The organism is Streptomyces thioluteus (assembly GCF_039535865.1).
Genome location: NZ_BAAAXZ010000054.1, coordinates 1 through 25073 on the forward strand (window position 1 = coordinate 1; position 25073 = coordinate 25073).

The window sequence follows — 25073 nt, forward strand, 5'->3', positions numbered from 1 at the left end:
GGTGACCGTGGTCACCGATCCCGGCATGGAGCCGCTGATGCGCGGCCTGCTGCGGGCCCACGGGGCCGAGGTGGACGTCGTGCGCGAGCCGCACCCGTCCGGCGGCTGGCAACAGGCCCGCCGCGAGCGGGTGGACGAGCTCCTCATGACCGCCCCCGACGCCTGGTGCCCGACCAGTACAACAACCCCGACAACGTCACCGCCTACCGCGGTCTGGCCCACGAGCTGATCGCCCAACTCGGCCGCATCGACGTGCTGGTGGTCAGCGTCGGCACCGGCGGGCACTCGGCCGGCGTCGCCTCCGTCCTGCGCGGCTTCTTCCCCCGGCTGCGGGTGGTGGGCGTGGACGCGACGGGTTCCACGATCTTCGGCCAGCCCGCGGCCGCGCGCCTGATGCGCGGGCTGGGCAGCAGCATCTACCCGCGCAACGTGGACTACGCGCTCTTCGACGAGGTGCACTGGGTCGCCGCCCCGGAGGCCGTCTGGGCCTGCCGCGCCCTGGCCAGGAACCAGTACGCGACGGGTGGCTGGAGCGTCGGCGCGGTGGCCCTCGTCGCCCGCCACCTGGCCGCGGCCCTCCCGGCCGAGACCCGGATCGCCGCCGTCTTCCCCGACGGCCCGCAGCGCTACGTGGGCACCGTCTTCGACGACGCGTACTGCCGCGAGCACCGGCTCCTCGGGCACGTACCGGCCGACGGGCCCGACGAGCTGGGCCACCCCGGCGAGCGGACCGTCACCCGCTGGACGCGCTGCACCGCCGTCGCCGACCCGCTGGCCACCGGCCGGGACGCCGTGCGGGCGGGCCGGTGAGGGGCCTCTGGCGCACCACGCGCTCCTTCCCGCCGGTGGTCCGGCTGCTGATGGCCAACCAGTTCGCGATCAACCTGGCCTTCTACATGCTCATGCCCTACCTGGCCGCCCATCTGACCGACGACCTCGGGCTGGCCGCGTGGGCCGTCGGCCTGGTGCTGGGCGTGCGGAACCTCTCGCAGCAGGGCATGTTCCTGATCGGCGGGACGCTCGCCGACCGCTACGGCTACAGGGTCCCGATCATCGCCGGATGCCTGCTGCGCACCGTCGGATTCGCCGTGCTGGGCTGGGTGGACAGCCTGCCCGCCCTCGTCGTCGCCTCCGCAGCGACCGGGTTCGCCGGCGCCCTGTTCAACCCCGCGGTGCGGGCGTACCTCGCCGCGGAGGCGGGCGACCGGAGGGTCGCGGCGTTCGCCGTCTTCAACGTCCACTACCAGGCCGGAATGCTGCTCGGCCCGCTCGTCGGACTGGCCCTGCTGGCCGCCGACTTCCGGCTGGTGTGCACCGTCGCCGCCGCCGTCTTCGCGCTGCTCACCGCCCTCCAGCTGCGGGCCGTGCCGGAACGCCGCGGGACCGGGCGCCGGGGCGAGGTGCTCGCCCAGTGGCGGACGGTCGTCACCAACCGCCCGTTCGTGCTGTTCTCGTTCGCCATGATCGGCTCGTATGTGCTGACCTTCCAGGTCTATCTGGCGCTGCCGCTGGCCGCGGGCCGGGCCCTCGGCGCGGAGGGGACGAAGGCGGTGGGCGGCCTCTTCGTCGTCTCGGCGGCGGTCGCCGTGCTCGGCCAGCTCCGGCTGACGGGCTGGGCGGGCCGCCGTTGGCGCGGGGAACAGGCCCTGGTCCGGGGCCTGGCCGCGATGGGGCTGGCCTTCGTTCCGCCCGCCCTGGCCCCGGCCGGATCCGGTCCCCTGGTGTTCGGCGCCCTGCTGCTGACGGTCGTCCTGCTCGCCGTGGGAGGCGCGGTGGTCTATCCGTTCGAGATGGACACCGTGGTCGCGCTCTCCGGCGACCGCCTCGTCGCCACCCACTACGGCCTCTACAACACCGTCTCCGGCCTGGGCATCACCCTCGGCAACCTCGCCACGGGCGCCCCTGTGGGACGCGGCCCAGCGCCACCACGCCCCCTGGATCGCCTGGACCGCCCTGGCGGCGACGGGCCTCGGCTGCGCGGCGGCGGTGCTGGGGCTGGCCCGTACGGGGCGGCTGGGCGCGGGCGCCGGGCGTCCGGTTCCGGCCTGACGACGGAAGGGACCGTGCCCCGGGCGCGGTCCCTTCCGCAGGGGCTTCTTCCCACCGGCCTTCTCAGCGCCGCGCGGCTCTGTGCCGCGCGGCCTTCCGGCAGCAGCGCAGCGGGAAGTCGGCCCGGATCGTGGTGCCGCCGGTGTCGGCGGAGGCGGCGCGGAAGGTGCCGCCGTACGCCTCGCACCGCCAGCGCATGCCCTGCATCCCGTACCCCTCGGCCTGCCGGCCGTGCTGCGGCAGACCGCGCCCGTCGTCGGTGACGGTGACGCTGATGCGGTCGTTGCGGCAGGTCAGGGTGATGGTGACGTGCTCGGCGTCGGCGTGCTTCACCACGTTGGTGAGGGATTCCTGGACGACGCGGTAGACGGCCAGATTGACGCCGTTCTCCACGGTGGACGCGTGGAACCGGTCGTCCCGGACGTCCACGTCGACCGTCAGCCCGTTCTCGGCGGCCACGCGCTCGGCGCGGGCGGTGACCATCTCGGCCAGGCTCAGGTCCCGCAGGGGCACGGGGCTCACGTAGGCGATGATGCCGCGCAGGACGCCGGCCTGTTCGTCGAGCGTGCGGGACGCCTCCTCCATGGCCGTGCGGAGTCTGCGCGGGTCCCCCTCCATGCGGGCCGCGTCGAGCCGGCGCCGGGCCAGGGCGAGGAACTGGAGCACCTCGTCGTGCAGTTCACCGGCGAGCAGTCCGGCATGGTGCTCCTGCCGCTCCACCAGCGACCAGGAGGAGCCCTGGCGGAACACCACCTTCATCTCCTGCCAGGCGGGGACCGTGAATGCCAGGGCCACTGTCAATAACCCCAGTCCCACTTGCCCCACCTGCGACGCGTTCACCGCCCGTCCCGTGCCGAGCAGGGCGAACCCGCCGGCGATCAGGGTCAGCAGGCAGCGGGCCCGCCACAGCCCGTCGGCCAGGAGTGCGAGCACGCCGGCGCCCAGGGTGACGAAGGGGGCCGCGATCGTCCCCGCGGGCGGCCGGTGGTGGCCGAGAACGCAGGCCACCACGTACGCCGCGCAGCCGAACAGCGTCGCCGCCACGCAGAGGCCGCCGAGGACGCTCAGCATCACGGACCGCCGGTACGCGGGGTGCCCGGCGAACGGGCTAGGCATGGGCCGCGTCGCGGCGCCGGCGGGCGTAGGCGACCAGATCGGCCCGGCTGACCAGGCCCAGCCGGGTGCGCAGGGCGGCCCGGACGCTCTCCACGGTGCGGACGCTGACCGTCAGCCGCGCCGCCACCTCGCGGTTGGTGTAGCCGTCGGCCAGCAGCTCCAGGACCTGCCGTTCGCGCGGCGGCAGTTCGCCCTCGCCGCGCAGGGTCTGCGCCAGGCAGGCGCCGAGCGAGGGCTGTACGTAGCGCCGTCCGGACGCCACCGTCCGTGCGGCCAGGACGAGTTCGGCCAAGGAGCTGTTCTTCAGCAGGTAGCCCGAGGCCCCCGCGGTCAGCGCGCCGCGGACGAGCGCGGGGTCCTCGTACATGCTGTGCACCAGGATCCGCATGCCGGGCGCGGCCAGCAGCAGCCGGGGGACGGCCCGGAGGGCCGGGCCGGACTCCAGCCTCATGTCCAGCATCAGCAGGTCCGGCCGGAGCTCGGCCGCGATGGCGACGGCCTGCCGTTCGCAGCCGGCCTCGCCGACCACGGTGAAGCCCTCCGGTTCCAGGAACGCCCGGGTCCCGGCGCGTACGGTCGGATGGTCGTCGACCAGGACCACTCTGACGGGGTCGTCCATTGTCAGCCTCGTACTCCGGAGGCGGCGGCAATGGCAATGCCGAAGCCCCTCGTGGAAACTCAAATGCGCCGGATTCAAGCGCGCGTTCACCCTCCGATGTAATGGCCAACTTTGTCAACCACCCCTGTGCGAAATAAGGCATGGGCATGGCGACTTGGAGGAATTGCCGAATCCTTCGCCGAAGGTCCAAGGTTCAACATGCTGCGGTCAATCCGCAGAAATCTTGCGGGATCGTGCGGATGCCGCGGCCCCGAACCGGCCGTGAGGATCGAGTTGTTCGCAGGAACGCACCGGGAGCACCACCGCAGGGTGCCGGCCGGTGATCACCAGGAAAGCAGGTGTTCAAGAATGGTTTCGTCCCTCCTCCAGCTCGCCCAGACGCTGGCGACCGACGCGATCAAGTGGTTCCTGAGCTAAAAGCTCGAACGCTCCGGATCCGACCCCCCCACCCCCGCGGCCGGAGAGCGCGAGTCCCCTCGTCGGGGGTGGTCCCTCATGCCGGAGGGACCGCCCCTGCGGATCCCCCCACTGTCCCCCCACAAGCAATGGAAAGGAGGCCCTGGAATATGCCGAACTTTCTCGACCTCGCGGTGACTGTGTTCACCAAGGTGGTCTCGTGGGTCCTGAGCTGAGGCTTCCCCCTCGGAGATGATCAGTTGCCGGACGAAGCGCGGTTTCTTCCCCCTCGGGCGCTTCTCCGGTGCCGGGTCCCGGCTCACCCCGCAATTCCTCGGTTCGTCACCGGTACCGGTCTCCTGACTCCGCACCGGTGATTCCTGAGCCCGTCGGTCAACTGGCAGGTGGCCGACGGGCTCAGGCGCGTCCGTCGTTCCACCGCGCCGCATGCGCGGGTCGACCGGCCTTCGACGTGCCCAACTTCACCGCGAGGGCGGCGATGTCGTCGTCCAGGCCCCTGCTGCTGTAGCGGAGCAGGTCGTGGTGGAGACCGGCGAGCAGCTCGGCCGGGCGTGCCGGGTTCTGCCGCCGCATCCAGTCCGCCAGCGGGAAGAACTCGCCGTCGCGGTTGCGGGCCTCGGTGACGCCGTCGGTGTAGAGCAGCAGGTGGGCGCCCGGCGCGTAGGCGAAGGTGTCGATGCTGTAGCGGTCGCCGATCAGCTCCGCGAGGTTGAGGATCGGCGAGGGATCGGTGGGCTCCAGGGTGTGGAGTTCCCCGTGGTTCAGGAGCAGCGGCGGAGGGTGTCCGCAGTTGAGGATGCCGATGCTGTCGCCCCCGTGCGGGATCTCGGCGATGAGGGCGGTGGCGAAGCTCTCCATCAGGTCCCCGTGCGGGAACGCGGCGGCGTAACGGGTACTGCTGGCCTCCAGGCGGCGCGCGACGCAGGTCAGCCCGGCCTCGTCGTAGGCCGCCTCCCGGAAGCAGTTGACCATCGCCGCGGCCTGTCCCACGGCCGGCAGGCCCTTGCCCCGCACGTCGCCGATGAGCAGCCGGACCCCGTACGGCGTGTCCACCACCTCGTAGAAGTCGCCGCCGATGCGGGCCTCCGCCGCGGCCGCGAGGTACAACGACTCGATCTCGACGTCCCCGAAGCGGCGCGGCATCGGGCTCAGGACCACCTGCTGCGCCGCGTCGGCGACGAGCCGCACCTGGAAGAGGGTCCGCTCCCGCTGGAGCCGCACATGACTTCCGTACGCGGCCGCCACGGTGACCGCGACGATGCCCGCCGCCGTGTACCCCGTCCCCAGGTCGGGGAAGACGATGCCGAGGCCGATCATGAGGAAGAGGCAGACCGTTCCCAGCAGGACGGTGGGGAGGACGGGCCACATCGCGGCGGCGAGGGCGGGCGCCGCGGGCAGCAGCCGGCTGAAGGCCATGCTCCGGGGAGTGGTGTACGCCAGGCTCGCGATGACGACGGTCAGGACCACCGGTGACACCAGGGTGAGGGGCCCCCGGCCGTGGTGACGACGGAGCCGCAGCCGTCCGAGCCGTCCAGGCATGATCACATATCAAAGGATATCCACAGATAAGGGGCGAAGCTCTCTGACCGCTGCGGTCCCCGTCGGCCCCTGGACCGGCCCGCCGCTCCGGGGGCGCCGTCCGCCGTTGGGCCGTCCGGCGGAGGTGCCGAGCGCGGCCGCGCGGTGCCGGGGAGCCTGGCGGCAGGAGCGACGGCGAGCCGGCGGGAGGCGTGTGATGCGGGCGGTGCGACGGGGCGCGCGAACCGTGGCGCTCGGGGAGTATCTGCACGGCGCCCTGTGGGTCCTGCCGGGGGCGGCTGCGGCGCTCGCCCTGGTGGCGGGCGGCGTCCTCTCGCGCGTACGGATCCCGCCGGACTCGGCGCTGCAGCCCCTCGTGTTCGCCGGTACCGCGGATGACGCCCGCCAGGCCCTGATCACGATCGCGTCGACCATCGTGACCGTGATCGCGCTGGTCCTCGGCCTGACGATCGTCACGCTCCAGCTGGCCTCGACCCAGTTCTCGCCCCGGCTGCTGCGCAACTTCCTGCGCGACCGTCCCAATCAGGTGGTGCTGGCCACTTTCGTCGCCACGTTCGCCTACAGCACCGCCGGGCTCTACACCGTCCGCGCCGAAGGGGGCGCGGACTTCCCCCGGCTCGCCGTCTCCGGAGCCGTCGCGCTGATCTTCCTCAGCCTCGGGATGCTGGTGTTCTTCGTGCACCACATCGTGCACTCGATCAAGATCGACACGGTGATGATCAGGGTCGCGGAGGCCGCCGACCGCGCCGTGCGGGCCTACACCCGGGAGGCTCCCGGAACCGACCGCTCGGGCCCGGCGCCGCCGCCGGACGCGCTCGTACTGGCCGCCCCGCGGTCCGGCTACGTGCAGACCGTCCACCCCGGACCGCTGCTGGAGAGCGCGGCCTCCCAGGACGCCGTGGTCGTGATCGCCGCCCGGGTGGGCGATCACCTGGTGGCCGGGACGGCGCCGCTGGCCCTGGCCTGGTCGCGACGGGGCGGTCCGCCGGAGGACGCCGCCGCGCTGGCCCGCGCCCTGCACCACGCCGTGCAGATCGGCCCGGAGCGGACGCTGCGGCAGGACGTGATGTTCGGCCTGCGCCAGCTCGTCGACATCGCGCTGCGCGCCCTCTCACCCGCGATCAACGACCCGTACACCGGCGTCCAAGTGCTCGACCGGCTCTCGGTCCTCATCGGCGCGCTGGGCGGACGCGCCCTCGGCGACGACGCCCTGACGGACGGGGCGGGGGAGACCAGAGTGGTCGTCGCGGGCCCTGCCTTCGCCGAGTACCTCGACCTCGCGTGCGGCCAGATCCGCCGTTACGGCGCCGGGGAACCCGCCGTGTGCCTGGCCCTGTTGCGCCTGCTGACCACGGCCGCGGCCTCCGTCACCGACGAGCGCCGCCGGGCCGCGGTCGGCGACCAGGCCCGTCTCGTCCTGGCCGACGCCGAGTCCCGCATCGCCCGCCCCGCCGACCGCCTGCCGGTCCGCGAGGCCGCCGCCCGGCTCATGTCGCCGCGGCTGGCGGCGTAGGGCCTGCCGTGCGAGCGATGAAGGGGGTGGGAAACGCCAGAGGGCCGGTCCGCCGATGCGGACCGGCCCTCTGGGCTGGCGGAGGATACGAGATTCGAACTCGTGAGGGGTTGCCCCCAACACGCTTTCCAAGCGTGCGCCCTAGGCCTCTAGGCGAATCCTCCGCCGCAAACAATACAAGACGCGGAGCAGTGCTCGCGAACCCGCTTCCGAGGGGTGGGGGCGGGGGGTCCGGAGGGGCGTGCGGGTGCGCTAGGCTGAGGGCAAGCCCCTCACGTGGCGCTATCTCACCCAACTCCCCCAGGGCCGGAAGGCAGCAAGGGTAAGTGGGCTCTGGCGGGTGCGTGGGGGGCCCTTGTGTTTCCAGGGGAGTCGGAGGGCTGCGAGACCCCTGAGGAAACTGTGATCGAGACCACTTGTCAGTGGGGCCCGATATCGTCGTAGGCGTGTCGTCCCTCGCGCTCTACCGCCGCTACCGTCCCGAGTCCTTCGCCGAGGTCATCGGACAGGAGCATGTCACCGACCCGCTGCAGCAGGCGCTGCGGAACAACCGGGTCAATCACGCGTACCTGTTCAGCGGGCCGCGCGGCTGCGGCAAGACGACCAGCGCGCGCATCCTCGCCCGCTGTCTGAACTGCGAGCAGGGGCCGACGCCGACCCCCTGCGGCGCGTGCCAGTCCTGCCTCGACCTCGCGCGCAACGGGCGCGGTTCGATCGACGTGATCGAGATCGACGCCGCCTCGCACGGTGGTGTGGACGACGCCCGGGAGCTGCGCGAGAAGGCCTTCTTCGGCCCGGCCTCCAGCCGGTACAAGATCTACATCATCGACGAGGCGCACATGGTCACCTCGGCGGGCTTCAACGCCCTGCTGAAGGTGGTCGAGGAGCCGCCGGAGCACCTCAAGTTCATCTTCGCGACGACCGAGCCCGAGAAGGTCATCGGGACGATCCGGTCGCGTACGCACCACTACCCGTTCCGGCTCGTCCCGCCCGGGACGCTCCGTGAGTATCTGGGCCAGGTGTGCGAGCAGGAGAAGATCCCCGTCGAGGACGGCGTGCTGCCGCTCGTCGTGCGCGCGGGCGCCGGGTCCGTCCGTGACTCGATGTCCGTGATGGACCAGCTCCTCGCCGGCGCCGCCGCGGACGGTGTGACGTATGCCATGGCCACGTCGCTGCTGGGGTACACGGACGGTTCCCTGCTCGACAGCGTGGTGGACGCGTTCGCCGCCGGGGACGGAGGCGCCGCCTTCGAGGTCGTCGACCGCGTCATCGAGGGCGGGAACGACCCCCGCCGCTTCGTCGCCGACCTGCTGGAGCGGCTGCGCGACCTGGTGATTCTCGCCGCCGTGCCGGACGCCGCCGAGAAGGGCCTCATCGACGCCCCCGCCGACGTCATCGAGCGGATGCAGGCACAGGCGTCCGTCTTCGGCGCGGGCGAGCTCAGCCGTGCCGCGGACCTGGTCAACGAGGGCCTGACGGAGATGCGGGGCGCCACCTCGCCCCGGCTCCAGCTGGAGCTGATCTGCGCCCGCGTGCTGCTGCCCGGTGCCTATGACGACGAGCGGTCCGTGCGGGCCCGGCTCGACCGGCTGGAGCGCCAGGGCCTCGGCGGGGGGCCCGCCGCGGGCGGGTTCGTCGCCCAGCCGCCGGCTATGCCGTCCGCCGGGTACGTGCCCGGGCCGCAGGGGCACGACCCGGCCGCGACGCCCGGTCTCTCCGGGCCGGCGGCGGCCCGTGCGGCGGTCTCGTCCACGGCGCAGGAGTCGCCCCAGCCATCTCAGGCACCTCAGCCGTCTCAGGCATCCCCGGCGCCTGCCATGCCCCAGCCGCCTGTCACTCCTCAGCCGCAGCAGGCCCCGGCGCCCGCGCAGGCTCCTGAGTCCGCTCCGGCGCCCGCCGCCCGGCCCGGCGCCTGGCCGTCCGCCGCCGCCCCGGGGCAGGGCGGTGCCGCGCCCGCAGCTCAGCCGGGTGCCTGGCCCACGGCAGCTCAGCCGGGTGCCCAGCCGGGTGCCTGGCCGGGCGGTGCCCAGGCGGCGCAGCCCGCTGCTCCCGCTCCCGCATCGGCCCCGACGCCCGCGTCGGCTCCTGCCCCGGCCCCGGCCCCCGCTCCCGCCGCGGGCGGCGGTGACGTGATGCAGGCCCGTCAGATGTGGCCCCAGGTCCTGGAGTCGGTCAAGAACCGCCGCCGCTTCACCTGGATCCTGCTCAGCCAGAACGCCCAGGTCACCGGGTTCGACGGGGGCGACCCTCCAGGTCGGCTTCTCCAACGTCGGCGCCCGCGACAGCTTCGCCAACAGCGGCAGCGAGGACGTCCTGCGCCAGGCGCTCCACGACGCCTTCGGCGTGCAGTGGAAGATCGAGCTCGTCGTCGACGCCGGCGGTGGCGCGGGCGGTCCGGGCGGCGGCTTCGGCGGCGGCACGGGCGGAGGCGGCTTCGCACCCGTCGCCCCGGCCCCCGCTCCGGCGGCCCCGCCGCGCCCGCAGGCGCAGCCCGCCCCCGCGCCCCAGCCGTCCGCCCCGGTGGCGCCCCGGCCCGCCGCGCCTGCGGCCCCCGCGCCGTCCCACCGCGAGCCCGAGCCCCCGCCGGTCGTCGCCCCCGAGGACGACATGCCCGCCGAGGACGACCCCGACCTCGACGAGACCGCCCTCACCGGCCACGACCTGATCGTCCGCGAGCTCGGCGCCACGGTCATCGAGGAGATCGCCAACGAGTAGCGGCGCAGGGGGAGGCCGGGGCGTCCGGGGGCCCTGGGGTTCCCGGGGAGCACCGCGCTCCCGGGCGCTCCCGTGCTCGCTCCGTACTTTTCCCTGCGCATGGCGCGCCGCGTCCGGCGACCACGTAGGCTCGGGCTACCGACCCGCGTCGGCCCGGCGGATCCCCGGATCCTCCGGGAATTCCGGGATCCTCCGGCCCGGCGCGCCGTCGTACCCGTAGTCGCGAGAGCACAGGAGCGAAGCCGTGATCCCCGGTGGTGGCCAGCCCAACATGCAGCAGCTGCTTCAGCAGGCTCAGAAGATGCAGCAGGACCTCGCCGCAGCTCAGCAGGAGCTCGCGGAGACCCCGGTCGAGGGTTCGGCCGGCGGCGGCCTGGTGAAGGCCACCGTCACCGGTGCCGGAGAGCTCCAGGCCCTGGTCATCGACCCCAAGGCCGTCGACCCGGACGACACCGAGACCCTCGCCGACCTGATCCTCGCCGCCGTCCGCGACGCCAACGCGACCGCCGCGCAGCTCCAGCAGCAGAAGCTCGGCCCGCTCGCCCAGGGCCTCGGCGGGGGCCTCCCCGGCCTCGGTTTCTAGCGGTTCCGGCAGCAACCACCCCGAAGGAGAACACGATCCGTGTATGAAGGCGTTGTCCAGGACCTGATCGACGAGCTGGGCAGGCTGCCCGGCATCGGTCCCAAGAGCGCCCAGCGGATCGCCTTCCACATCCTCCAGGCCGAGCCGGCCGACGTCCGCCGGCTCGCCCACGCGCTGACCGAGGTCAAGGCCAGGGTCCGGTTCTGCGCCGTGTGCGGCAACGTGGCGCAGGAGGAGCGCTGCCGCGTCTGCCAGGACCCGCGCCGCGACCCCGCCGTCATCTGCGTCGTCGAGGAGTCCAAGGACGTCGTCGCCATCGAGCGGACGCGGGAGTTCCGCGGCCGCTACCACGTGCTCGGCGGGGCCATCAGCCCCATCGAGGGCGTCGGCCCCGACGACCTGCGCATCCGCGAGCTGCTGGCCCGGCTCGCGGACGGCTCGGTCACCGAGCTGATCCTCGCCACCGACCCCAACCTGGAGGGCGAGGCCACGGCCACCTACCTGGCGCGCATGGTGAAGCCGATGGGACTCAAAGTCACCCGGCTCGCCAGCGGGCTCCCTGTGGGCGGAGACTTGGAATATGCCGACGAGGTCACGCTCGGGCGTGCCTTCGAAGGGGAGACGACTTCTCGATGTCTGACGCAACGCTTCACGACGCCAAGCGCGATCCCGACGACTTCGCGGTCTCGATCGCGGATTCGATCGAGAGCTTCATCGTCGCCGTCGCCGAGGTGTCCCGCGGCGACGAGCCCGACAGCGCCGTTCCCTTCCTGCTGCTGGAGATCTCCCAGCTCCTCCTCACCGGCGGCCGCCTCGGCGCCCACGAGGACTTCCTCCCCGACGAGCGCTACGAGCCGGACGTCGGCCCCGAGCCGGACGTCGACGAGCTCCGCGAGCGCTTCGCCGCGCTCCTCGACCCGGTCGACGTCTACTCCGAGGTCTTCGACCCGTACGTGCCGCGCAGCGCTCCCGTCGCCTGCCGGATCTCCGACGACCTCGCCGACGTCGTCACCGACCTGCGGCACGGCATGGCCCACTACCGCGACGGCCGGGTCAGCGAGGCCCTGTGGTGGTGGCAGTTCTCCTACCTCTCCAACTGGGGCCCCACCGCCTCCGCGGCGCTCCGCGCCCTCCAGTCCCTCGTCGCCCATGTCCGCCTCGACCAGCCGCTCGACGAGCTCGACGGCCTCGACACGGACACGGTCGGCACGGAGGAGCAGCTGGAGGAGGAGGCCGGCCGGGTCATGGCCGCCGAGATCGGCGCGGGGCCGGGGCTGCGGTCGGTCTGAACTGCCGCCCGGCCGCGGCCCGGTGGGCGTGGTCCCGGTCCGTTCGCTGCCGGGCGGCCCAACTCCCGGGTCGGGGCCGGGCTTCGCCGCCGGCCCCGGGCGGGGGCCGGCGAATCGAAGAACCACGTCCGTGGGGGACGGGGCGCCGGAGGATTTCCCCTCGCGGCGCCTTCGGCCGCTCGAATGCACCGGAATGTCTCACGATGCGGCTCCGCACGGGCCGAATTCCGCCCCTCGTTAGACTGAACCGACCGCAATACACAGAGCTGCGAGGAGCGCACGTGGGCCTTGTCGTGCAGAAGTACGGAGGCTCCTCCGTTGCCGATGCCGAGGGCATCAAGCGGGTTGCCAAGCGAATCGTGGAAGCCAAGAAGAACGGCCACCAGGTCGTTGTCGTGGTTTCCGCGATGGGCGACACGACGGATGAGTTGATCGACCTCGCCGAGCAGGTATCGCCGATTCCTGCCGGGCGCGAGTTCGACATGCTGCTGACCGCCGGAGAGCGCATCTCCATGGCGCTGCTGGCAATGGCGATCAAAAACCTCGGTCACGAGGCGCAGTCGTTCACGGGCAGCCAGGCCGGGGTCATCACGGACTCGGTCCACAACAAGGCGCGCATCATCGATGTCACGCCGGGCCGCATCCAGCAGTCGGTGGACGCGGGGAACATCGCGATCGTCGCCGGCTTCCAGGGCGTATCCCAGGACAAGAAGGACATTACGACGCTGGGCCGGGGCGGCTCGGACACCACGGCCGTGGCCCTCGCCGCGGCGCTGGACGCCGAGGTCTGCGAGATCTACACGGACGTGGACGGTGTCTTCACCGCCGACCCCCGCGTGGTCAAGAAGGCCCGCAAGATCGAGTGGATCTCGTTCGAGGACATGCTGGAGCTGGCGAGCTCCGGCTCCAAGGTGCTGCTGCACCGTTGCGTCGAGTACGCGCGCCGTTACAACATCCCGATCCATGTGCGGTCGTCCTTCTCGGGGCTCAAGGGCACATGGGTGAGCAACGAGCCTCCAGGAGGTCAGCCGGTGGAGCAGGCGATCATCTCGGGTGTCGCGCACGACACGTCCGAGGCGAAGGTCACGGTCGTGGGCGTGCCGGACAAGCCGGGCGAGGCGGCCACGATCTTCCGGGCCATCGCGGACGCCGAGATCAACATCGACATGGTGGTGCAGAACGTCTCCGCGGCGTCCACCGGTCTGACGGACATCTCCTTCACCCTGCCGAAGACCGAGGGCCGCAAGGCGATCGAGGCGCTGGAGAAGACCAAGGGCGGGGTCGGCTTCGAGTCGCTGCGCTACGACGACCAGATCGCCAAGATCTCGCTGGTCGGCGCGGGCATGAAGACCAACCCGGGCGTGACGGCGACGTTCTTCGAGGCGCTGTCCAACGCGGGCGTGAACATTGAGCTCATCTCGACCTCCGAGATCCGGATCTCGGTCGTCACGCGCGCCGACGACGTGAACGAGGCCGTCCCGCGCGGTGCACACCGCCTTCGGCCTGGACAGCGAGAGCGACGAGGCGGTCGTCTACGGGGGCACGGGGCGCTGACGCGCCGGCTTCCCCTCCCCTCCCAACGGGCGGGTGCCCGGGGTGAGATGTGGGATTCCGCATCCGCCCCGGGGGCGTCCGGATCGCCGAACTCATGGCGGCCGGGTCGGCGGCTCCGCAATACTGGTGGACGTGTGAAGGTTCTGTGATCAAGCCATTGATCCAGACCCCTTGAACTGCGCGTGGACGCCCTGTGAGTGGGCCACCGGGTCAGGGCGGTGCGGGGCGTCAGGGGAGGGCTGGTACGCATGAGGGCGTGTGGTGCGCTGTCCGGCGCCGTGTCGGCGACGGCATCCCCCAGGGTGTCCCGGGCGTACAACCCTGATGGGGGGAAGCGTGTCCAACAGGCGTGGCAGAGGTCATCAGCATGGCGACAGTCCCGAGACGTGGCGGCGCCACGGCGCGTACGCGTGCTTCGGGCGGGATGCCGGTGATCGCGCCCTGGCCCGCCTCGTCGCCGTCGGCTCCCTCCGGTCAGCCGGGCCGTTCGGAGCGGATTCCCCCGCGCAGAAGACCGGGGAGCAGGCGTCGGTGACGCCGCTGCCGCAGCCGTCGGGGCCCCCGCCGGCCGCCGGCGCTGAGACGACGATGGCCGCGGGGACCACCGTCGACCACCTCACCGAGACGTACCGGGCGCACTACCGGTCGCTGCTCGGCCTCGCCGCGCTGCTCCTGGACGACACGGCCTCCTGCGAGGACGTCGTGCAGGAGGCGTTCATCCGCGTGCACTCCGCGCGCAACCGGGTCCGTGACCCGGAGAAGACCCTGGCCTATCTGCGGCAGACCGTCGTCAACCTGTCCCGCTCCGCGCTGCGCCGCCGCATCCTGGGGCTCAAGCTCCTCTCCAAGCCGATGCCGGACATGGCGAGCGCCGAGGAGGGGGCGTACGAACAGCTGGAGCGAGACCAATTGATCAAGGCGATGCGCGGCCTGCAGCGCAGGCAGCGCGAGGTGCTCGTCCTGCGCTACTTCGCCGACATGACCGAGGCCCAGGTGGCCGAGGTGCTGGGCCTGTCCATCGGCTCGGTGAAGGCGTACGGCTCACGGGGGATAGCCGCGCTCCGTGTCGCCATGGAGGCTCCGGCATGAACTCCGGCATGAACTCGGGTACGAACCACCCCTTTCCGGACGACTCGGGCCCCGGAGAGCCCTTCGGGCGGCCCGACTTCGACGAGGAGGCGGTGCGCCGGCTGATGCGCGGAGCCGTCGGCGGTCTCGAGCCCTCCGACGGGGCGCTGGACCACCTGCGGCGTGCCGTGCCCGTCCGGCGGACACGGCGCCGCCAGGCGCTGGGCGGTGCCGTGGCGGCCGCGGTGCTGCTCGGCGTCGGGCTGCCCGCCGTGCTGCACGTCGCCGACGAGATCGGCTCCACCGGCCCGGGCGACCGGCCGGCCAACGCGGCGAGCAGCCGCCACCACTCCGAGGGCACGGTCGAGGACCGGCAGCCCGGGGACGGCGACGACCCTCCGGGCGACCGCTCCCGCGACGGGTCGGCGGCCCGGGGCGATCACCGGGGCGAGCCGTCGGGCGACGGCTCGCGGGCCCGCGGGAGCGAGGCTCCGCAGAGCCCGGGGCGTACGGGCACCACGGCCCGGCCCGAGCGGGGGCCACCCTCGGCGCGGTGGCGCCGGTCTGCTCGCGGACACAGCTCGGCGTGGCTCCGGCACCGTCGGCGCCGCCGATGCGGCGGCCGGGTCTACGGGGCGTTTCCGCATCGTCAACGTCTCCCACGCCGTCTGCGCGGTGACCGGCCCCGGCGCGCTCGTTCGCCCAGCCCCGTATCGGCACCGCCGGGAACGCGCGGATCTCCGTCGTCGACACACCTCCGGCGACCCGGCGGCCGGCCTGCCCGATCCCCGGCGCGAGCCCGAGAATGGTGGTGCTGCGGCCGGGCCAGGCGTACGAGGTGAAGTTCGCCTGGGTGCCCGCGGGTGACGGCACGTCGGGGCGTGCACCAGAGGCACCGGCAGCAGCCCCACCCCCGGGACGAGCTCCTCGCCGAGCACTCCGGCGACGACGGCCTCCCGGGCGCCGGCGGCCCCCACGGGCGGGGCCCCGGAGACGCCCGCGGTGGACGGCTCGGGCGGCTCGGGCGGTTCCGGGGGCGGCACCGGCTCGGGCGGTTCCGACGGCTCCGGCGGAGGCGCGGGGGGCATCACGCTCACCAACACCCCGCTGGCGGGCGAGCCCGCTGCCGCCGAGGCCCGGGATACCGGACGCGTGCGCCGGGACGGTCTACCACACGGGCGCCCTGCCGACGGCCGCGCCGACGGCGTAGGAACCGTGGCCGCGGGGAGCCCGGGGAGCCGTGACGGCGCCGCTGAGGCGACGGGACGGAGCGCGGCCGGCGCCTCGCGGTGCCGCCGGCCCCTCCGGGACGGGGCCTGTACGGGCCCCGTACGGGAGGGCCGGTGCGGCACCGCCGTACGCTCCCCGTACCGTGGGGGTGTGTATCGGTTTCTGCTGACCCCCCGCTGGTGGGTGATCAACGTCTTCGCCGTGCTGGCCATCCCCTTCTGTCTGTTCATGGGCACCTGGCAGCTCGGCCGCTTCGAGACGCGCGTCGACTCGCATCGCGAGCAGCAGGACCAGGCCGACGAGGCCCGCACCGCCGCCGCGGCGCCGCTGCGGGACCTCCTGCCGGTGACCACCGAGACCTCCGGCCGCAAGGCCCGGGTGACCGGCCGCTACGACGCGGGACGTCAACTGCTCGTCCCCGACCGGGAAATGGACGGCCGCAGCGGCTTCTACGTCCTGACCCCGCTGCGCACGGACGACGGGAAGGCCCTGCCGGTGGTGCGGGGCTGGCTGCCCGGCGACGCCGGCTCCAAGGCCGACACCGCCGCGATCCCCGCCCCGCCCGCCGGCCGGGTCACCGTCGCCGGTGCGCTCCAGTCCTCCGAGAGCCCCATGTCCAAGGGCGTGGGCGCCTCCGGCGGCCTGCCGGCCGGGCAGTTGGGCGTGATCAGCGCGGCCTCGCTGGTCAACCTCGTGTCCGTACGGGGTGTACGACGCGTGGATCACGGCGACGGGCGCGCCCCGGCCGCTGACCGCGGTGCCGCCCGCCGCCCCGCCCAACAGCGGCCTGGACCTCAAGGCGTTTCCAGAACCTCGGCTACACCGGTGAGTGGTTCATCTTCGTCGGCTTCGTGCTCTTCATGTGGTTCCGGCTCTTCCGCCGTGAGGTCGAGGCCGTCCGGGACGCCGAGCTGGGCATCACCCCCGGTCCTGAGCGGGGACGGACGACCCAGATGCCGCTCCGCAAAAGCGATCTCCAGCCGGAGCTGCTTGATCCGCTCCTCCACGACGAGGGAGCCGTGGCCCGCGTCGTAGCGGTAGACCTCGTGCGGATGGGCGCGCTCCTCCAGGCGCCCCACGTAGTTCTCGATCTGGCGGATCGGGCAGCGGGGGTCGTTCATCCCGGCGGAGATGTAGACCGGGGCGCGCACGTCGTCTACGTAGGTCAGCGGTGAGGACGCGGCGAAGCGCTCCGGGACCTCCTCCGGGGCGCCGCCGAGGAGGCGTGCGGTCGAGGGCCTTCAGCGCCTCCATCTCGTCGTGGTACGCCGTCACGTAGTCGGCCACGGGGACCGCGGGCCAGGCCCAGCGCCCAGGCGTCCGGCTGGGTGCCCAGGCCCAGCAGCGTCAGATAGCCGCCCCAGGAGCCGCCGGCCAGGACGAGGCGCTCCGGGTCGGCGAGGCCGGAGGCGACGGCCCACTCGCGCACTGCCGCGATGTCCTCCAGCTCGATCAGCCCGACGCGGTGCTTGAGCGCGTCCGTCCAGGCCGTCCGTAGCCCGTCGAGCCGCGGTAGTTGACGCGGCACGACCGCGAAGTCACCCGTGGTCCACCCACGGCCGCCGGGCCCGCCGCGAACGCGTCGCTGTTCGTGCCAGGTGGGGCCGAGCCGCGTGGATGTCGAAGACGGTCGGAAGGGGCCCTCGCCCGCCGGCTTCTGCACAGGCGTGGACGCGTGCCGCCCGCTTCCACCCATATGTCCTCGACCGGGACCGGAGTCGGGAGCGTGGCTGCACGCCGTCCGTTGCCCGCCGGGCGCCGTCCAGCACCCACGTGCCCGGCGGTGGACCGGACGACGGGCGCCTTCTCCGCCGAGGACTCACAGGAACTCCACCGTCCCGTCGGGACGCTGGCAGGGCGCCGGAGACGCGTGCCCGCCGGGGTGTCGAGGCGGGTCAGCGCGGCCGTCGCCAGGGTCGTAGCGCCAGAGCTCGCTGCGCGCCTGTAGCTGTGCTCGACGAGCAGTGCCGAGCCGTCCGGATACCAGTCGCCTCCAGGTCGCCGGGGAGTCGATGACGAGCGCGGTCTCCCGTACCGGTGGTCGCGTCCCACAGCATCGGCTCCCAGCGGCCGCGCCGCTGGTGCCCGACGAGCAGCGGGTGTCGCCCTCGACGGGGGCGAAGCCCATCGCGGACAGGCCGAGCTCCTCGGTGCCGCCCCGGGTGTCGTCCAGCTCGGCGACGGTCGTGCCGTCCGTCGCGGACGACGCGGATCGCCGAGTGCATGGCGTCGCCGTGCTCGGTGTGGCTCGATGGCGATCAGGGTGGCCGTCATGGGACCAGGCCGGCGACCACCGCCGACTGCTCGTGCCGGTAGATCTCCGCGGCCGCGCCCGCCGGGGCGCACGACGTGCACACGAGGAGCCGGCCTTGTCGGTGGACCGGCCGATCACCGCCGTGCCGTCACGGCCCAGGGCCAGGCCGTCCGGGTAGGACGGGTCGAGGCCGGGCGCCGCGCGGTTCGTGCCGGCCGCCGTGGAAGGGCTGGCGCATCCAGACGCCGAACTCGTCACGCGTCCGTGTCCGAGAACCACCAGATCCACTCGCCGTCCGGCGTCAGCACCCCCGCCGTGGTGCCGTTGGCCGGTCCGTGACCTGACGCCGGCCGCCGGTGGCGGCGGTCCACGCGTACACCTCGAACGTGCCGGTCGCGTTCGAAGTGGAACAGCGAGCGGTCCGGTGCGTCCTCCGCCCATCTGGGCTAGCCCCACGCGGGGCGCCCGGAAGCGCTTCTCCAATCGGGCATGAACCCGTCGCCCCGCAGGGCCCCGTTGCTCTCAGTCATGCCCCCATTCTGCGCCGAACCGCCGACATCCAGACCGATCGCGGTCCAGTCTGTGGACGACCGGTCATGTGTGGACAACTTCGTGCCCCTGTCGGGTGGTTGTCCGGCCTCGTGCGTGACGGAAGGCCGACGGGAACCGGCCCCGCTGTCAGTGTGCGTGGGTCATAGTCGGGGCATGTACGAGACGCCGGACGACATGACCGCTCTCCAACGTCTGCTCGACGACAGCTACGCCACGGCGGCGTCCGCATCTGCGCTCGGTCGTGGACGAGGACCGCCGCCTGGACGCCGCCGGGGTCGTGGCCCGGCTCCGGGGTATCCCGATGATGGCGCTGGCGACCGTGACGGCCACCGGCGAGCCGCGGGTCGGCGTCGTCGACGGGCACTTCGTGTCCGTGCCCGCCTCTATACTTCGGTCTCCGGGCGGAACTCCGTGCGCTTCCGACACGTCCCGCGCCCGGCCGGCGATCAGTGCCACGGTCTTCGACGGCCAGAGCCTCCAGATCACCGTGGCATGGCAGGGCGGTTGAGGTCGAGCCCGCGCGGGACCCCGCCCTCGACCTTCCTGATCGAGTCGCACGGACGGGAGCTGTGGGAGGCCCGGCTCAAGGGCGCCGTGTGGGCGCGGGATCGATCCGGAGAAGATGTTCACGTTCCGCAACCCGGGGGCGGGGGTGGTGGATTAGGGGATCAACAGAGCGGCACGCCCCGCACAGGTTGGGCCTCCAGCAGGTCCAGCAGCCGTGCCAGCTGTGCGCGGTCGTGGTCACCCAGTCCGGCGAGCGTGATCTCCTCCAGTTCCTGCCACACCTCCGCGACCTCGCCCCGCAGTGCGTGCCCCTGCCTCGGTGGCCTCCACCATGACCGCGCGCCGGTCGGTGGGGTCGGGCTGCCGCCGGACGAGCCCCGCCTGCTCCAGGCGCTGCACCATGCGGGTCACCGTCGAGGGGTCGAGGCCGCCCGTCTGCTTGATCAGTTCGGTCTGGCGCTGCGGGCCGTGCTCCCACAGGGCCATCATCAGCAGTTCCTGCCCGGGGTAGAGGCCGAGGCGGCGCAGCAGCTGCCCCGCCGTGATCCGGTGGAGCTTGGCGACGCGGGCGATGGCGTGGCTGATCTCGCCGCACGTGCCGGATTCCGTGGTCGTGGTCGCTTCGTTCGGGCACTGGTACTCGGCGCCGGACATGAGGCCTCCTGCTTCGTCAGCTCCGGGATCCATCTCCCTGCTTCGACGGGGACCCGGAAATCTTCCCCCGTCTCATTATGTTGGCTGGCCAAGTAATGCGCTACAGTGGCGTCACGCCGATCGATTGGTCGGCCAAGTAATTGGGAGGGATCCGCCATGACCAGCGCTTTCGACCAGATCACCGTCGGTGGGAACCAGCTCGCCAACCGCATCGTGATGGCTCCGATGACCCGCAGCCGGGCGGCCGAGGGCGGCCTGGCCACCGAGCTGACCGCCGAGTACTACGCCCAGCGCGCCTCCGCCGGCCTGATCGTCACCGAGGGCATCCAGCCCTCCGTCGTGGGTCAGGGCTACCCCTTCACCCCGGGTCTGCACAGCGCCGAGCAGGTCGCCGCCTGGCGCAAGGTCACCGACGCCGTGCACGCCAAGGGCGGCCGGATCTTCGCCCAGCTGATGCACACCGGCCGCATCGGCCACCCCGTCCTGCTGCCCGACGGGCTCGTCCCCGTCGGCCCCTCGCCCGTCGCCGCGCAGGGCCAGGTCTTCACGGCCGAGGGCCCCAAGGAGTACATCGCCCCGCGCGAGCTGACCGAGGACGAGATCCGGCAGACCGTCGCCGACTTCGCCAGCGCCGCCCGCAACGCCGTCGAGGCCGGTTTCGACGGGGTGGAGCTGCACGGCGCCAACGGCTACCTGATCCAGCAGTTCCTGGCGACCAACGCCAACCTGCGCACCGACGGCTGGGGCGGCTCGGTCGAGGGCCGCATCCGCTTCGCCGTGGAGGTCGCCGAGGCGGTCGTCGCCGAGATCGGCGCGGAGCGCACCGGCATCCGCCTGTCGCCCGGCGGCACCCTCAACGACATCCATGAAGCCGACCCGCGGCCCACCTACGAGGCGCTGGTCGCCCGCATAGCCCCGCTGGGCCTGGCCTACCTGCACATCATGGAGCCCGGCGACCGCGAGCTCACCGTCGCCCTGCGCAAGCTGTTCGGCGGCCCCGTCATCCTCAACCCCTTCACGGGGAACGAGCCCACCGGCCCCGAGCACCTCGCCCTCGTCGAGGACGGCACCGCCGACCTCGTCTCGTTCGGCGGCCTCTTCCTCGCCAACCCGGACCTCCCTCGCCGCCTCGCCGCCGGCGGCCCGTTCAACACCCCCGACCGCGCCACCTACTACGGCGGCGACGCCAAGGGCTACACGGACTACCCGACCCTGGAGGGCTGACGCCCCACCGCCCGCGCCGCAGCCCTCGTCCCTTGCTTCCGCCCCCGGTCCCCCGGGAAGCGCGAGCAGGCGGCCGAGGGCAGCGGCGCGTCGCCGTTTCGCGAGGACGACCCCTGACCGCCCGTCATTGAACCGCCGGACGATACGGGTGACGCGCATCACGAGCGCGGCGCGCTGCTTCCTATGAGCCACCCGGAAACGCATCAGGGCCCCGATCCACCAAGTGGATCAGAGCCCTGATCTGTGCAACCAAGTCGGGGTGGCGGGATTTGAACCCACGACCTCTTCGTCCCGAACGAAGCGCGCTCGCCAAGCTGCGCTACACCCCGATGCACTCCGAGTCCCCGCTTTCGAGGGTCCCCGGCGCAACGAGCTCTACTTTAGCGGACCGGAGCCCGTAGGCGAAATCCGATTCCGGGGGCCGCGCAGGTGGGGGCGTACCCGGTCGGCGAGGGTGAGCGCGAGGGCCAGGCCGTAGAAGGCCAGGCCGAAGACGACGGCGTTGGGTGGCGATGCCCGCGTAGCCGTGGAGGTCGACGTCCAGGAAGGGGTACGGGTAGCGGCCTTCGGTCCCGGGGTCGAGGAGGGCGCCGCGGATCAGGGCGAAGGGGAGGTAGAGGAGGGGGTAGACCAGCCACTGCCAGGCGTGGCGCAGGAGGAAGCCGCCGGGCACGGTGAGCACGAGCCAGTCGAAGGCGGCCGCGAGCGGGGTCACGGTGTGGAGGAGCTGGTTGGCGGCCGATTCCAGGGGGGTGCGGTCGCTGGTCATGGAGAAACCGCTGGAGTCGTTCGACAGGACGAAGTGGAAGACGAGACCTGTGATGGAGATGTAGAGCAGCGCCGCGCCCGTGATCCGCGGGGAGAGCGCGGGGCGCGCGGTCCAGGCGCGGTGAGCGGCCCAGGCGAAGGAGACCGCCACCAGGATGTTGGACTGGATCGTGAAGTAGCTGAAGAGCCGGCCCAGGTCGTCGGAGTCGATCGTGTCCAGGACGATGCCGGTGAGGGCGGCCAGGGCCACGAGCGCGCGGAAGGCCGCCGCGAAGGGGCGGCGGCCCGTCGGGACGACGGCGGACGCGGGAACGCCCGTCGCGCTCGCCGCGCCGGCCCGGGAGGTGGTGGAGGTCGGGTCGATCATCCCTCCACCGTACGGGTGGGCCCGGGAAAACCCTCCCGGCTCAGTCGCGGGCGACGAGGGTGAGGAGCGTGGCCTCGGGGGGGCAGGCGAAGCGGACGGGGGTGTAGCGGTTGGTGCCGCAGCCGGCGGAGACGTGCAGGTACGAGCGGTGGCCGCCCGCGCGGTGGGTGGACAGGCCCTTGACCCGGCCGGTGTCGATGTCGCAGTTGGTGACCAGCGCCCCGTAGAAGGGGATGCAGAGCTGGCCGCCGTGGGTGTGGCCGGCGAGGACCAGCGGGTAGCGGTCGGCCGTGAAGGCGTCGAGGACGCGCAGGTACGGGGCGTGGACGACGGCCATCGAGAAGTCCGCGTCGGTGACCGGCCCGCCGGCGACCTCCCGCGTACCGTCCCGCTTGAGTGTGCGGGTCCGTCCGAGGGTATGCCTGTGATTGGTTTTCGCTAGTATCATGCGGGGAATCGGGGCTGGGCGGTTGCGTCAATGGCAGTCTTAGTGATCGGTGGATGTGGGAAGGTATGTGAAGCAACGGCGCATTGCCAACTTGCCGGGGGGTACAGTCGAAGTTCCTTTCAGGTGCGCTGTTGAGTCAGCGGTGTATATTGTGTCCAATGAGTCCAGCCGACACGAGTTCTGTGTTGGTGTGGACGATCTGTGTCGCCGAACGGTACCGTAAGAAGAGGGGGCGAGTATTTTGTGCGGGCGTGAGGAGTGTGTGTCGTGTAGGAAGGTTCCGTAGATTCTCGGATAAGTGTTAATTGAGTGTTTCGGTGGCCGGTGGCGCCGCGTGCTGGATCTCTGCTTGTGTAGAAGGTCGAGGTGCAGCGGGTCGGGGTTGCCGGGCAGGCTTGGGCCGCGTTAGTATCGGTTCGAAGCGCGAATGACATACGGGCAGAGCCGGGGAAGCGTGCATTCTCTAGCGGGCCGGCGTGCGTCGAGCGTTCGGACGCCTCCGTGTCGAGAGGTTTTCGCCGGTGTATGATCGCCGAAGATTCGGGGGCAGCCGCGAGCGAGGGAACTGGCAGCCAGCGCTGGCTCTCTAGTCTTTGTCTTGCTGCGCTGTCCGGTCCGAGTGTCGACCATGTGGCTGTCGGAGGACGCTGGGGGGCAGTCAAGATCCGGCAGTGGGGGGGGGCCCGTGGCACTATCCGTGTGGCCAGTGGCGTAAAAAAAGGAGCGGAGCACGTGACCGTGGCGGAGGCCGCGAAGGAAGCGGACCTCGAAGCCGGCGGCATAGGGCGGAGGCGCCGCCGCTCCGGCTGCTTTATCCGCCGAGGCGTGTGCGGTCTTTGCAGTCGCGGGGGGGCATCAGCAGGGTGGGTACTGCGACTGGTTCCTGGAGGTGGGGCGGGGGAACAGGGTAAGTAGGGGGTGTGGGTGTAGGGCGGGGTGGAGGGGAGGTGGCAGCGGGCGGGGGTCGGGCGGAGAGGGGGTCTGCGTAATCGATACCGTTTCAATGCCCAGGGGATGGTTGGTCAGAAAGGGAGGGGCTGAGATGAGTGAAAGTAGGCGTTGAACGCATGGGATGTGGACAAATACTAGATGCAGTGGTATAAATGAGCTCGACAAAGGTAGTGTTGTGCGCAATGGACGCGAACGTGAGGATCTATCAAACTAGAGGCAGGGCAGAGGCTCCAGGGGACGAGCTGTCTGGTCGGAGTCTAGGACGGTCGACCATATCAAGGCCGTGTACCTAGCTGGCTGTTCCGCCTTCCCTCACGTTGCGTCCGCCTTCAGTCGGCGTCATTCTGGGGAAGTATAGTTACGAGTGGAGGACCCACGTGAGTTATGGCCAGGCGAAATGGGGTGGTACGGCCCGTGAGCTCTCCCGACGACGAGTGGAAGTGCTCAGGTTGATCACTGAAGCGCCGATTATTAGCTGAAGAAGCGTCCTGCTGAGGTGCCGTCCTGGACGGATGTGACTTGGTTCGAGAATGCGCGGCCAAGTGCTTGCCGGAGCAGGCCGGCCTGCGTGGTAGTCGTTCGTGGAGGGCTCTGTAGAGGGGACGCTACAGTTTCGGTCGCTTGTGTACACCGTTGGCCGGGTCCCGAGGTCTGTCTGGACGATGGACTGGACCAGTGTGCATGGCTTGCGTAGCAGCGGAGGCGTTGGGCACGAGAGGCTACGGTCGGGGCGGGACGGCCTGGAGGGGGCGAAGGGACGCAGGGTGCCGTCCAGAAGATCGTCAAGCCAGTGTGCTCAGAAGAAGTGAAGGGGTGAGGGTGAGGGGATCGCGGGCGCGCGCCGAGGTGGCGGGCCGGTTGTCAGGACGCACGGGGTAGGTCAGGGAGCGTCAAGGCAGGTAGCTAATGCGAGGGGACGTAGAGTGGCCGGTACGATCAGGGGCCGGCCTGTACCGGTCATCGGTCCGAGGCGTGGCCCCTTTTCCCTCCTAGGCAGTCATTGGGAACGGCGGGCTTGTTGCCCGGGCGGGCGCTTGCCGCCGCCTTCTTGTTCTTCCCGGGCCTTGGTCTCTTTGTTTCCGAGCACACCGGTGTCGATGCCCGCGAACGTGTGTCGAAGGACGGCGCGGGCCTGCCCGGTCGGCCAGGCGGGCCGCTCATGGCGCTTGTGCGCCAGAGAAGAATAGCGGCCCCGGGGTGTCACCGCCGTAGACCTGTGCCGTGTGATTATGAGCGGTGCGACCAGCGGTTCGTGTGTGTGAGTGGTGATGTAAAGTGTCATCTCTCAAACAGTCGACAAGGATGAGTGCGCGAATCGTCGGCCCGGTGGCTGCCAGCGGGGGCCCTGTTGGCAACGTGGCCACGACTGGTTCACCAGTGGCGGCCTGGTGTGTGCGTTGTGGGTGTAAGCCGACGAAACCAGGCGGCCTTGCGGGCCGTTCCGTCGTACCGGTTCTTACGACGGCAATGGGGGCGCATGTCGGCGCCCGTCAGAAGGGGGTCCGGCCGTTGCCTTGGGCTCGGGGATGCCGGGTGTTTCCCTCTTAACCAGACAAGGGGGCCCTTGCTATGCAAGGGTGTTAGGACGCGTCTCGTAGGCGGGATCTACTACTGTTACCGACATGGGACCGGTGTAAGTTACATGCTGGTCCTGTG

11 protein-coding genes, 2 tRNA genes, 1 other RNA gene and 9 pseudogenes are annotated in these 25073 nt (G+C 71.7%); 14 read left to right on the forward strand and 9 right to left on the reverse strand.

What is annotated here, in order from left to right; translation table 11 throughout:
• Together ABD794_RS07030 and ABD794_RS07035 are read left to right on the forward strand one after the other, a co-directional pair.
• Window positions 1-810: pseudogene (locus ABD794_RS07030) on the forward strand (PLP-dependent cysteine synthase family protein); the annotation flags it as partial.
• Window positions 807-2049: pseudogene (locus tag ABD794_RS07035) on the forward strand (MDR family MFS transporter). The pseudogenes ABD794_RS07030 and ABD794_RS07035, both read left to right, overlap by 4 nt.
• 63 nt (window positions 2050-2112) lie before the next feature.
• Here the strand turns inward: ABD794_RS07035 and ABD794_RS07040 are convergent.
• From ABD794_RS07040 to ABD794_RS07050, 3 genes are all read right to left on the reverse strand, one after another.
• Window positions 2113-3165 (reverse strand): sensor histidine kinase, encoded by a 1053-nt coding sequence (locus ABD794_RS07040; RefSeq protein WP_344961624.1) that lies wholly within the window; start codon window positions 3163-3165, stop codon window positions 2113-2115.
• Window positions 3158-3766, reverse strand: coding sequence for a response regulator transcription factor (locus ABD794_RS07045; protein ID WP_344961626.1), 609 nt, complete (start codon window positions 3764-3766; stop codon window positions 3158-3160). Before ABD794_RS07045 ends, ABD794_RS07040 begins: the two co-directional genes overlap by 8 nt.
• An 831-nt stretch (window positions 3767-4597) precedes the next feature.
• Window positions 4598-5617 carry a PP2C family protein-serine/threonine phosphatase gene (locus ABD794_RS07050; protein ID WP_344961645.1) on the reverse strand — a complete coding sequence of 340 codons (1020 nt, stop codon included), beginning with the start codon at window positions 5615-5617 and terminating at the stop codon, window positions 4598-4600.
• Window positions 5618-5966: 349 nt separating this feature from the next.
• Here ABD794_RS07050 and ABD794_RS07055 point away from each other — a divergent pair, with 349 nt between their 5' ends.
• Window positions 5967-7253, forward strand: a complete 1287-nt coding sequence (locus ABD794_RS07055; RefSeq protein WP_344961628.1) for a DUF2254 domain-containing protein — start codon at window positions 5967-5969, stop codon at window positions 7251-7253.
• Window positions 7254-7329: 76 nt separating this feature from the next.
• Here the strand turns inward: ABD794_RS07055 and ABD794_RS07060 are convergent.
• Window positions 7330-7417, reverse strand: a tRNA-Ser gene (locus ABD794_RS07060).
• A 100-nt stretch (window positions 7418-7517) separates the two neighbouring features.
• Between ABD794_RS07060 and ffs the strand changes: the two genes are divergently transcribed.
• The 9 genes and pseudogenes from ffs to ABD794_RS07105 all read left to right on the forward strand — a co-directional run.
• Window positions 7518-7612: signal recognition particle sRNA small type (ffs, locus tag ABD794_RS07065), an RNA gene on the forward strand.
• A gap of 87 nt (window positions 7613-7699) precedes the next feature.
• A pseudogene (locus ABD794_RS07070) lies at window positions 7700-9968 on the forward strand (DNA polymerase III subunit gamma and tau).
• A gap of 244 nt (window positions 9969-10212) precedes the next feature.
• A complete protein-coding gene (locus ABD794_RS07075) occupies window positions 10213-10551 on the forward strand; it encodes a YbaB/EbfC family nucleoid-associated protein (RefSeq protein WP_344961630.1) in 339 nt (112 codons plus the stop codon).
• Window positions 10552-10590: 39 nt separating this feature from the next.
• A pseudogene (gene recR / locus ABD794_RS07080) lies at window positions 10591-11191 on the forward strand (recombination mediator RecR).
• A complete protein-coding gene (locus ABD794_RS07085) occupies window positions 11184-11840 on the forward strand; it encodes a DUF5063 domain-containing protein (RefSeq protein ID WP_344961632.1) in 657 nt (218 codons plus the stop codon). The pseudogene recR and the gene ABD794_RS07085 overlap by 8 nt, the downstream one beginning before the upstream one ends.
• 281 nt (window positions 11841-12121) lie before the next feature.
• Window positions 12122-13394, forward strand: a pseudogene (locus ABD794_RS07090) (aspartate kinase).
• A 588-nt stretch (window positions 13395-13982) separates the two neighbouring features.
• Window positions 13983-14483 (forward strand): SigE family RNA polymerase sigma factor, encoded by a 501-nt coding sequence (locus ABD794_RS07095; RefSeq protein ID WP_425585950.1) that lies wholly within the window; start codon window positions 13983-13985, stop codon window positions 14481-14483.
• Complete coding sequence (locus ABD794_RS07100; RefSeq protein WP_344961636.1) at window positions 14480-15304, forward strand: hypothetical protein; 825 nt, start codon at window positions 14480-14482, stop codon at window positions 15302-15304. The genes ABD794_RS07095 and ABD794_RS07100 overlap by 4 nt, the downstream gene beginning before the upstream one ends.
• A 538-nt stretch (window positions 15305-15842) precedes the next feature.
• Window positions 15843-16621 (forward strand): annotated as a pseudogene (locus ABD794_RS07105) (SURF1 family protein); the annotation flags it as partial.
• Here the strand turns inward: ABD794_RS07105 and ABD794_RS07110 are convergent.
• Window positions 16616-18437: pseudogene (locus tag ABD794_RS07110) on the reverse strand (prolyl oligopeptidase family serine peptidase); the annotation flags it as partial. The pseudogenes ABD794_RS07105 and ABD794_RS07110 overlap by 6 nt on opposite strands.
• Window positions 18438-18739: 302 nt before the next feature.
• On the opposite strand from ABD794_RS07110, the gene ABD794_RS07115 reads away from it, so the two are divergent.
• Window positions 18740-19006: a hypothetical protein gene (locus ABD794_RS07115; protein WP_344961639.1), complete on the forward strand. Its 267-nt coding sequence runs from the start codon at window positions 18740-18742 to the stop codon at window positions 19004-19006.
• A 160-nt stretch (window positions 19007-19166) separates the two neighbouring features.
• Here the strand turns inward: ABD794_RS07115 and ABD794_RS07120 are convergent.
• A pseudogene (locus tag ABD794_RS07120) lies at window positions 19167-19692 on the reverse strand (MarR family winged helix-turn-helix transcriptional regulator).
• Between the two features lie 123 nt (window positions 19693-19815).
• On the opposite strand from ABD794_RS07120, the gene ABD794_RS07125 reads away from it, so the two are divergent.
• Entirely contained in the window at window positions 19816-20883 is a 1068-nt protein-coding gene (locus ABD794_RS07125; protein ID WP_344961641.1) for an alkene reductase, read from the forward strand.
• Window positions 20884-21137: 254 nt separating this feature from the next.
• Here the strand turns inward: ABD794_RS07125 and ABD794_RS07130 are convergent.
• The 3 genes and pseudogenes from ABD794_RS07130 to ABD794_RS07140 all read right to left on the reverse strand — a co-directional run.
• Window positions 21138-21212, reverse strand: a tRNA-Pro gene (locus tag ABD794_RS07130).
• Complete coding sequence (locus tag ABD794_RS07135; RefSeq protein ID WP_344961643.1) at window positions 21203-22018, reverse strand: Pr6Pr family membrane protein; 816 nt, start codon at window positions 22016-22018, stop codon at window positions 21203-21205. The genes ABD794_RS07130 and ABD794_RS07135 overlap by 10 nt, the downstream gene beginning before the upstream one ends.
• A 40-nt stretch (window positions 22019-22058) precedes the next feature.
• Window positions 22059-22415: pseudogene (locus ABD794_RS07140) on the reverse strand (metallophosphoesterase); the annotation flags it as partial.
• Window positions 22416-25073: the final 2658 nt, after the last annotated feature.

Coding starts and splice junctions, on each gene's coding strand:
- ABD794_RS07125 (WP_344961641.1), top strand. CDS start 19,816: ATGACCAGCGCTTTCGACCAGATCACCGTCGGTGGGAACCAGCTCGCC.
- ABD794_RS07135 (WP_344961643.1), bottom strand. CDS start 22,018: ATGATCGACCCGACCTCCACCACCTCCCGGGCCGGCGCGGCGAGCGCG.
- ABD794_RS07100 (WP_344961636.1), top strand. CDS start 14,480: ATGAACTCCGGCATGAACTCGGGTACGAACCACCCCTTTCCGGACGAC.
- ABD794_RS07085 (WP_344961632.1), top strand. CDS start 11,184: ATGTCTGACGCAACGCTTCACGACGCCAAGCGCGATCCCGACGACTTC.
- ABD794_RS07050 (WP_344961645.1), bottom strand. CDS start 5,617: ATGGCCTTCAGCCGGCTGCTGCCCGCGGCGCCCGCCCTCGCCGCCGCG.
- ABD794_RS07095 (WP_425585950.1), top strand. CDS start 13,983: ATGGCCGCGGGGACCACCGTCGACCACCTCACCGAGACGTACCGGGCG.
- ABD794_RS07040 (WP_344961624.1), bottom strand. CDS start 3,165: ATGCCTAGCCCGTTCGCCGGGCACCCCGCGTACCGGCGGTCCGTGATG.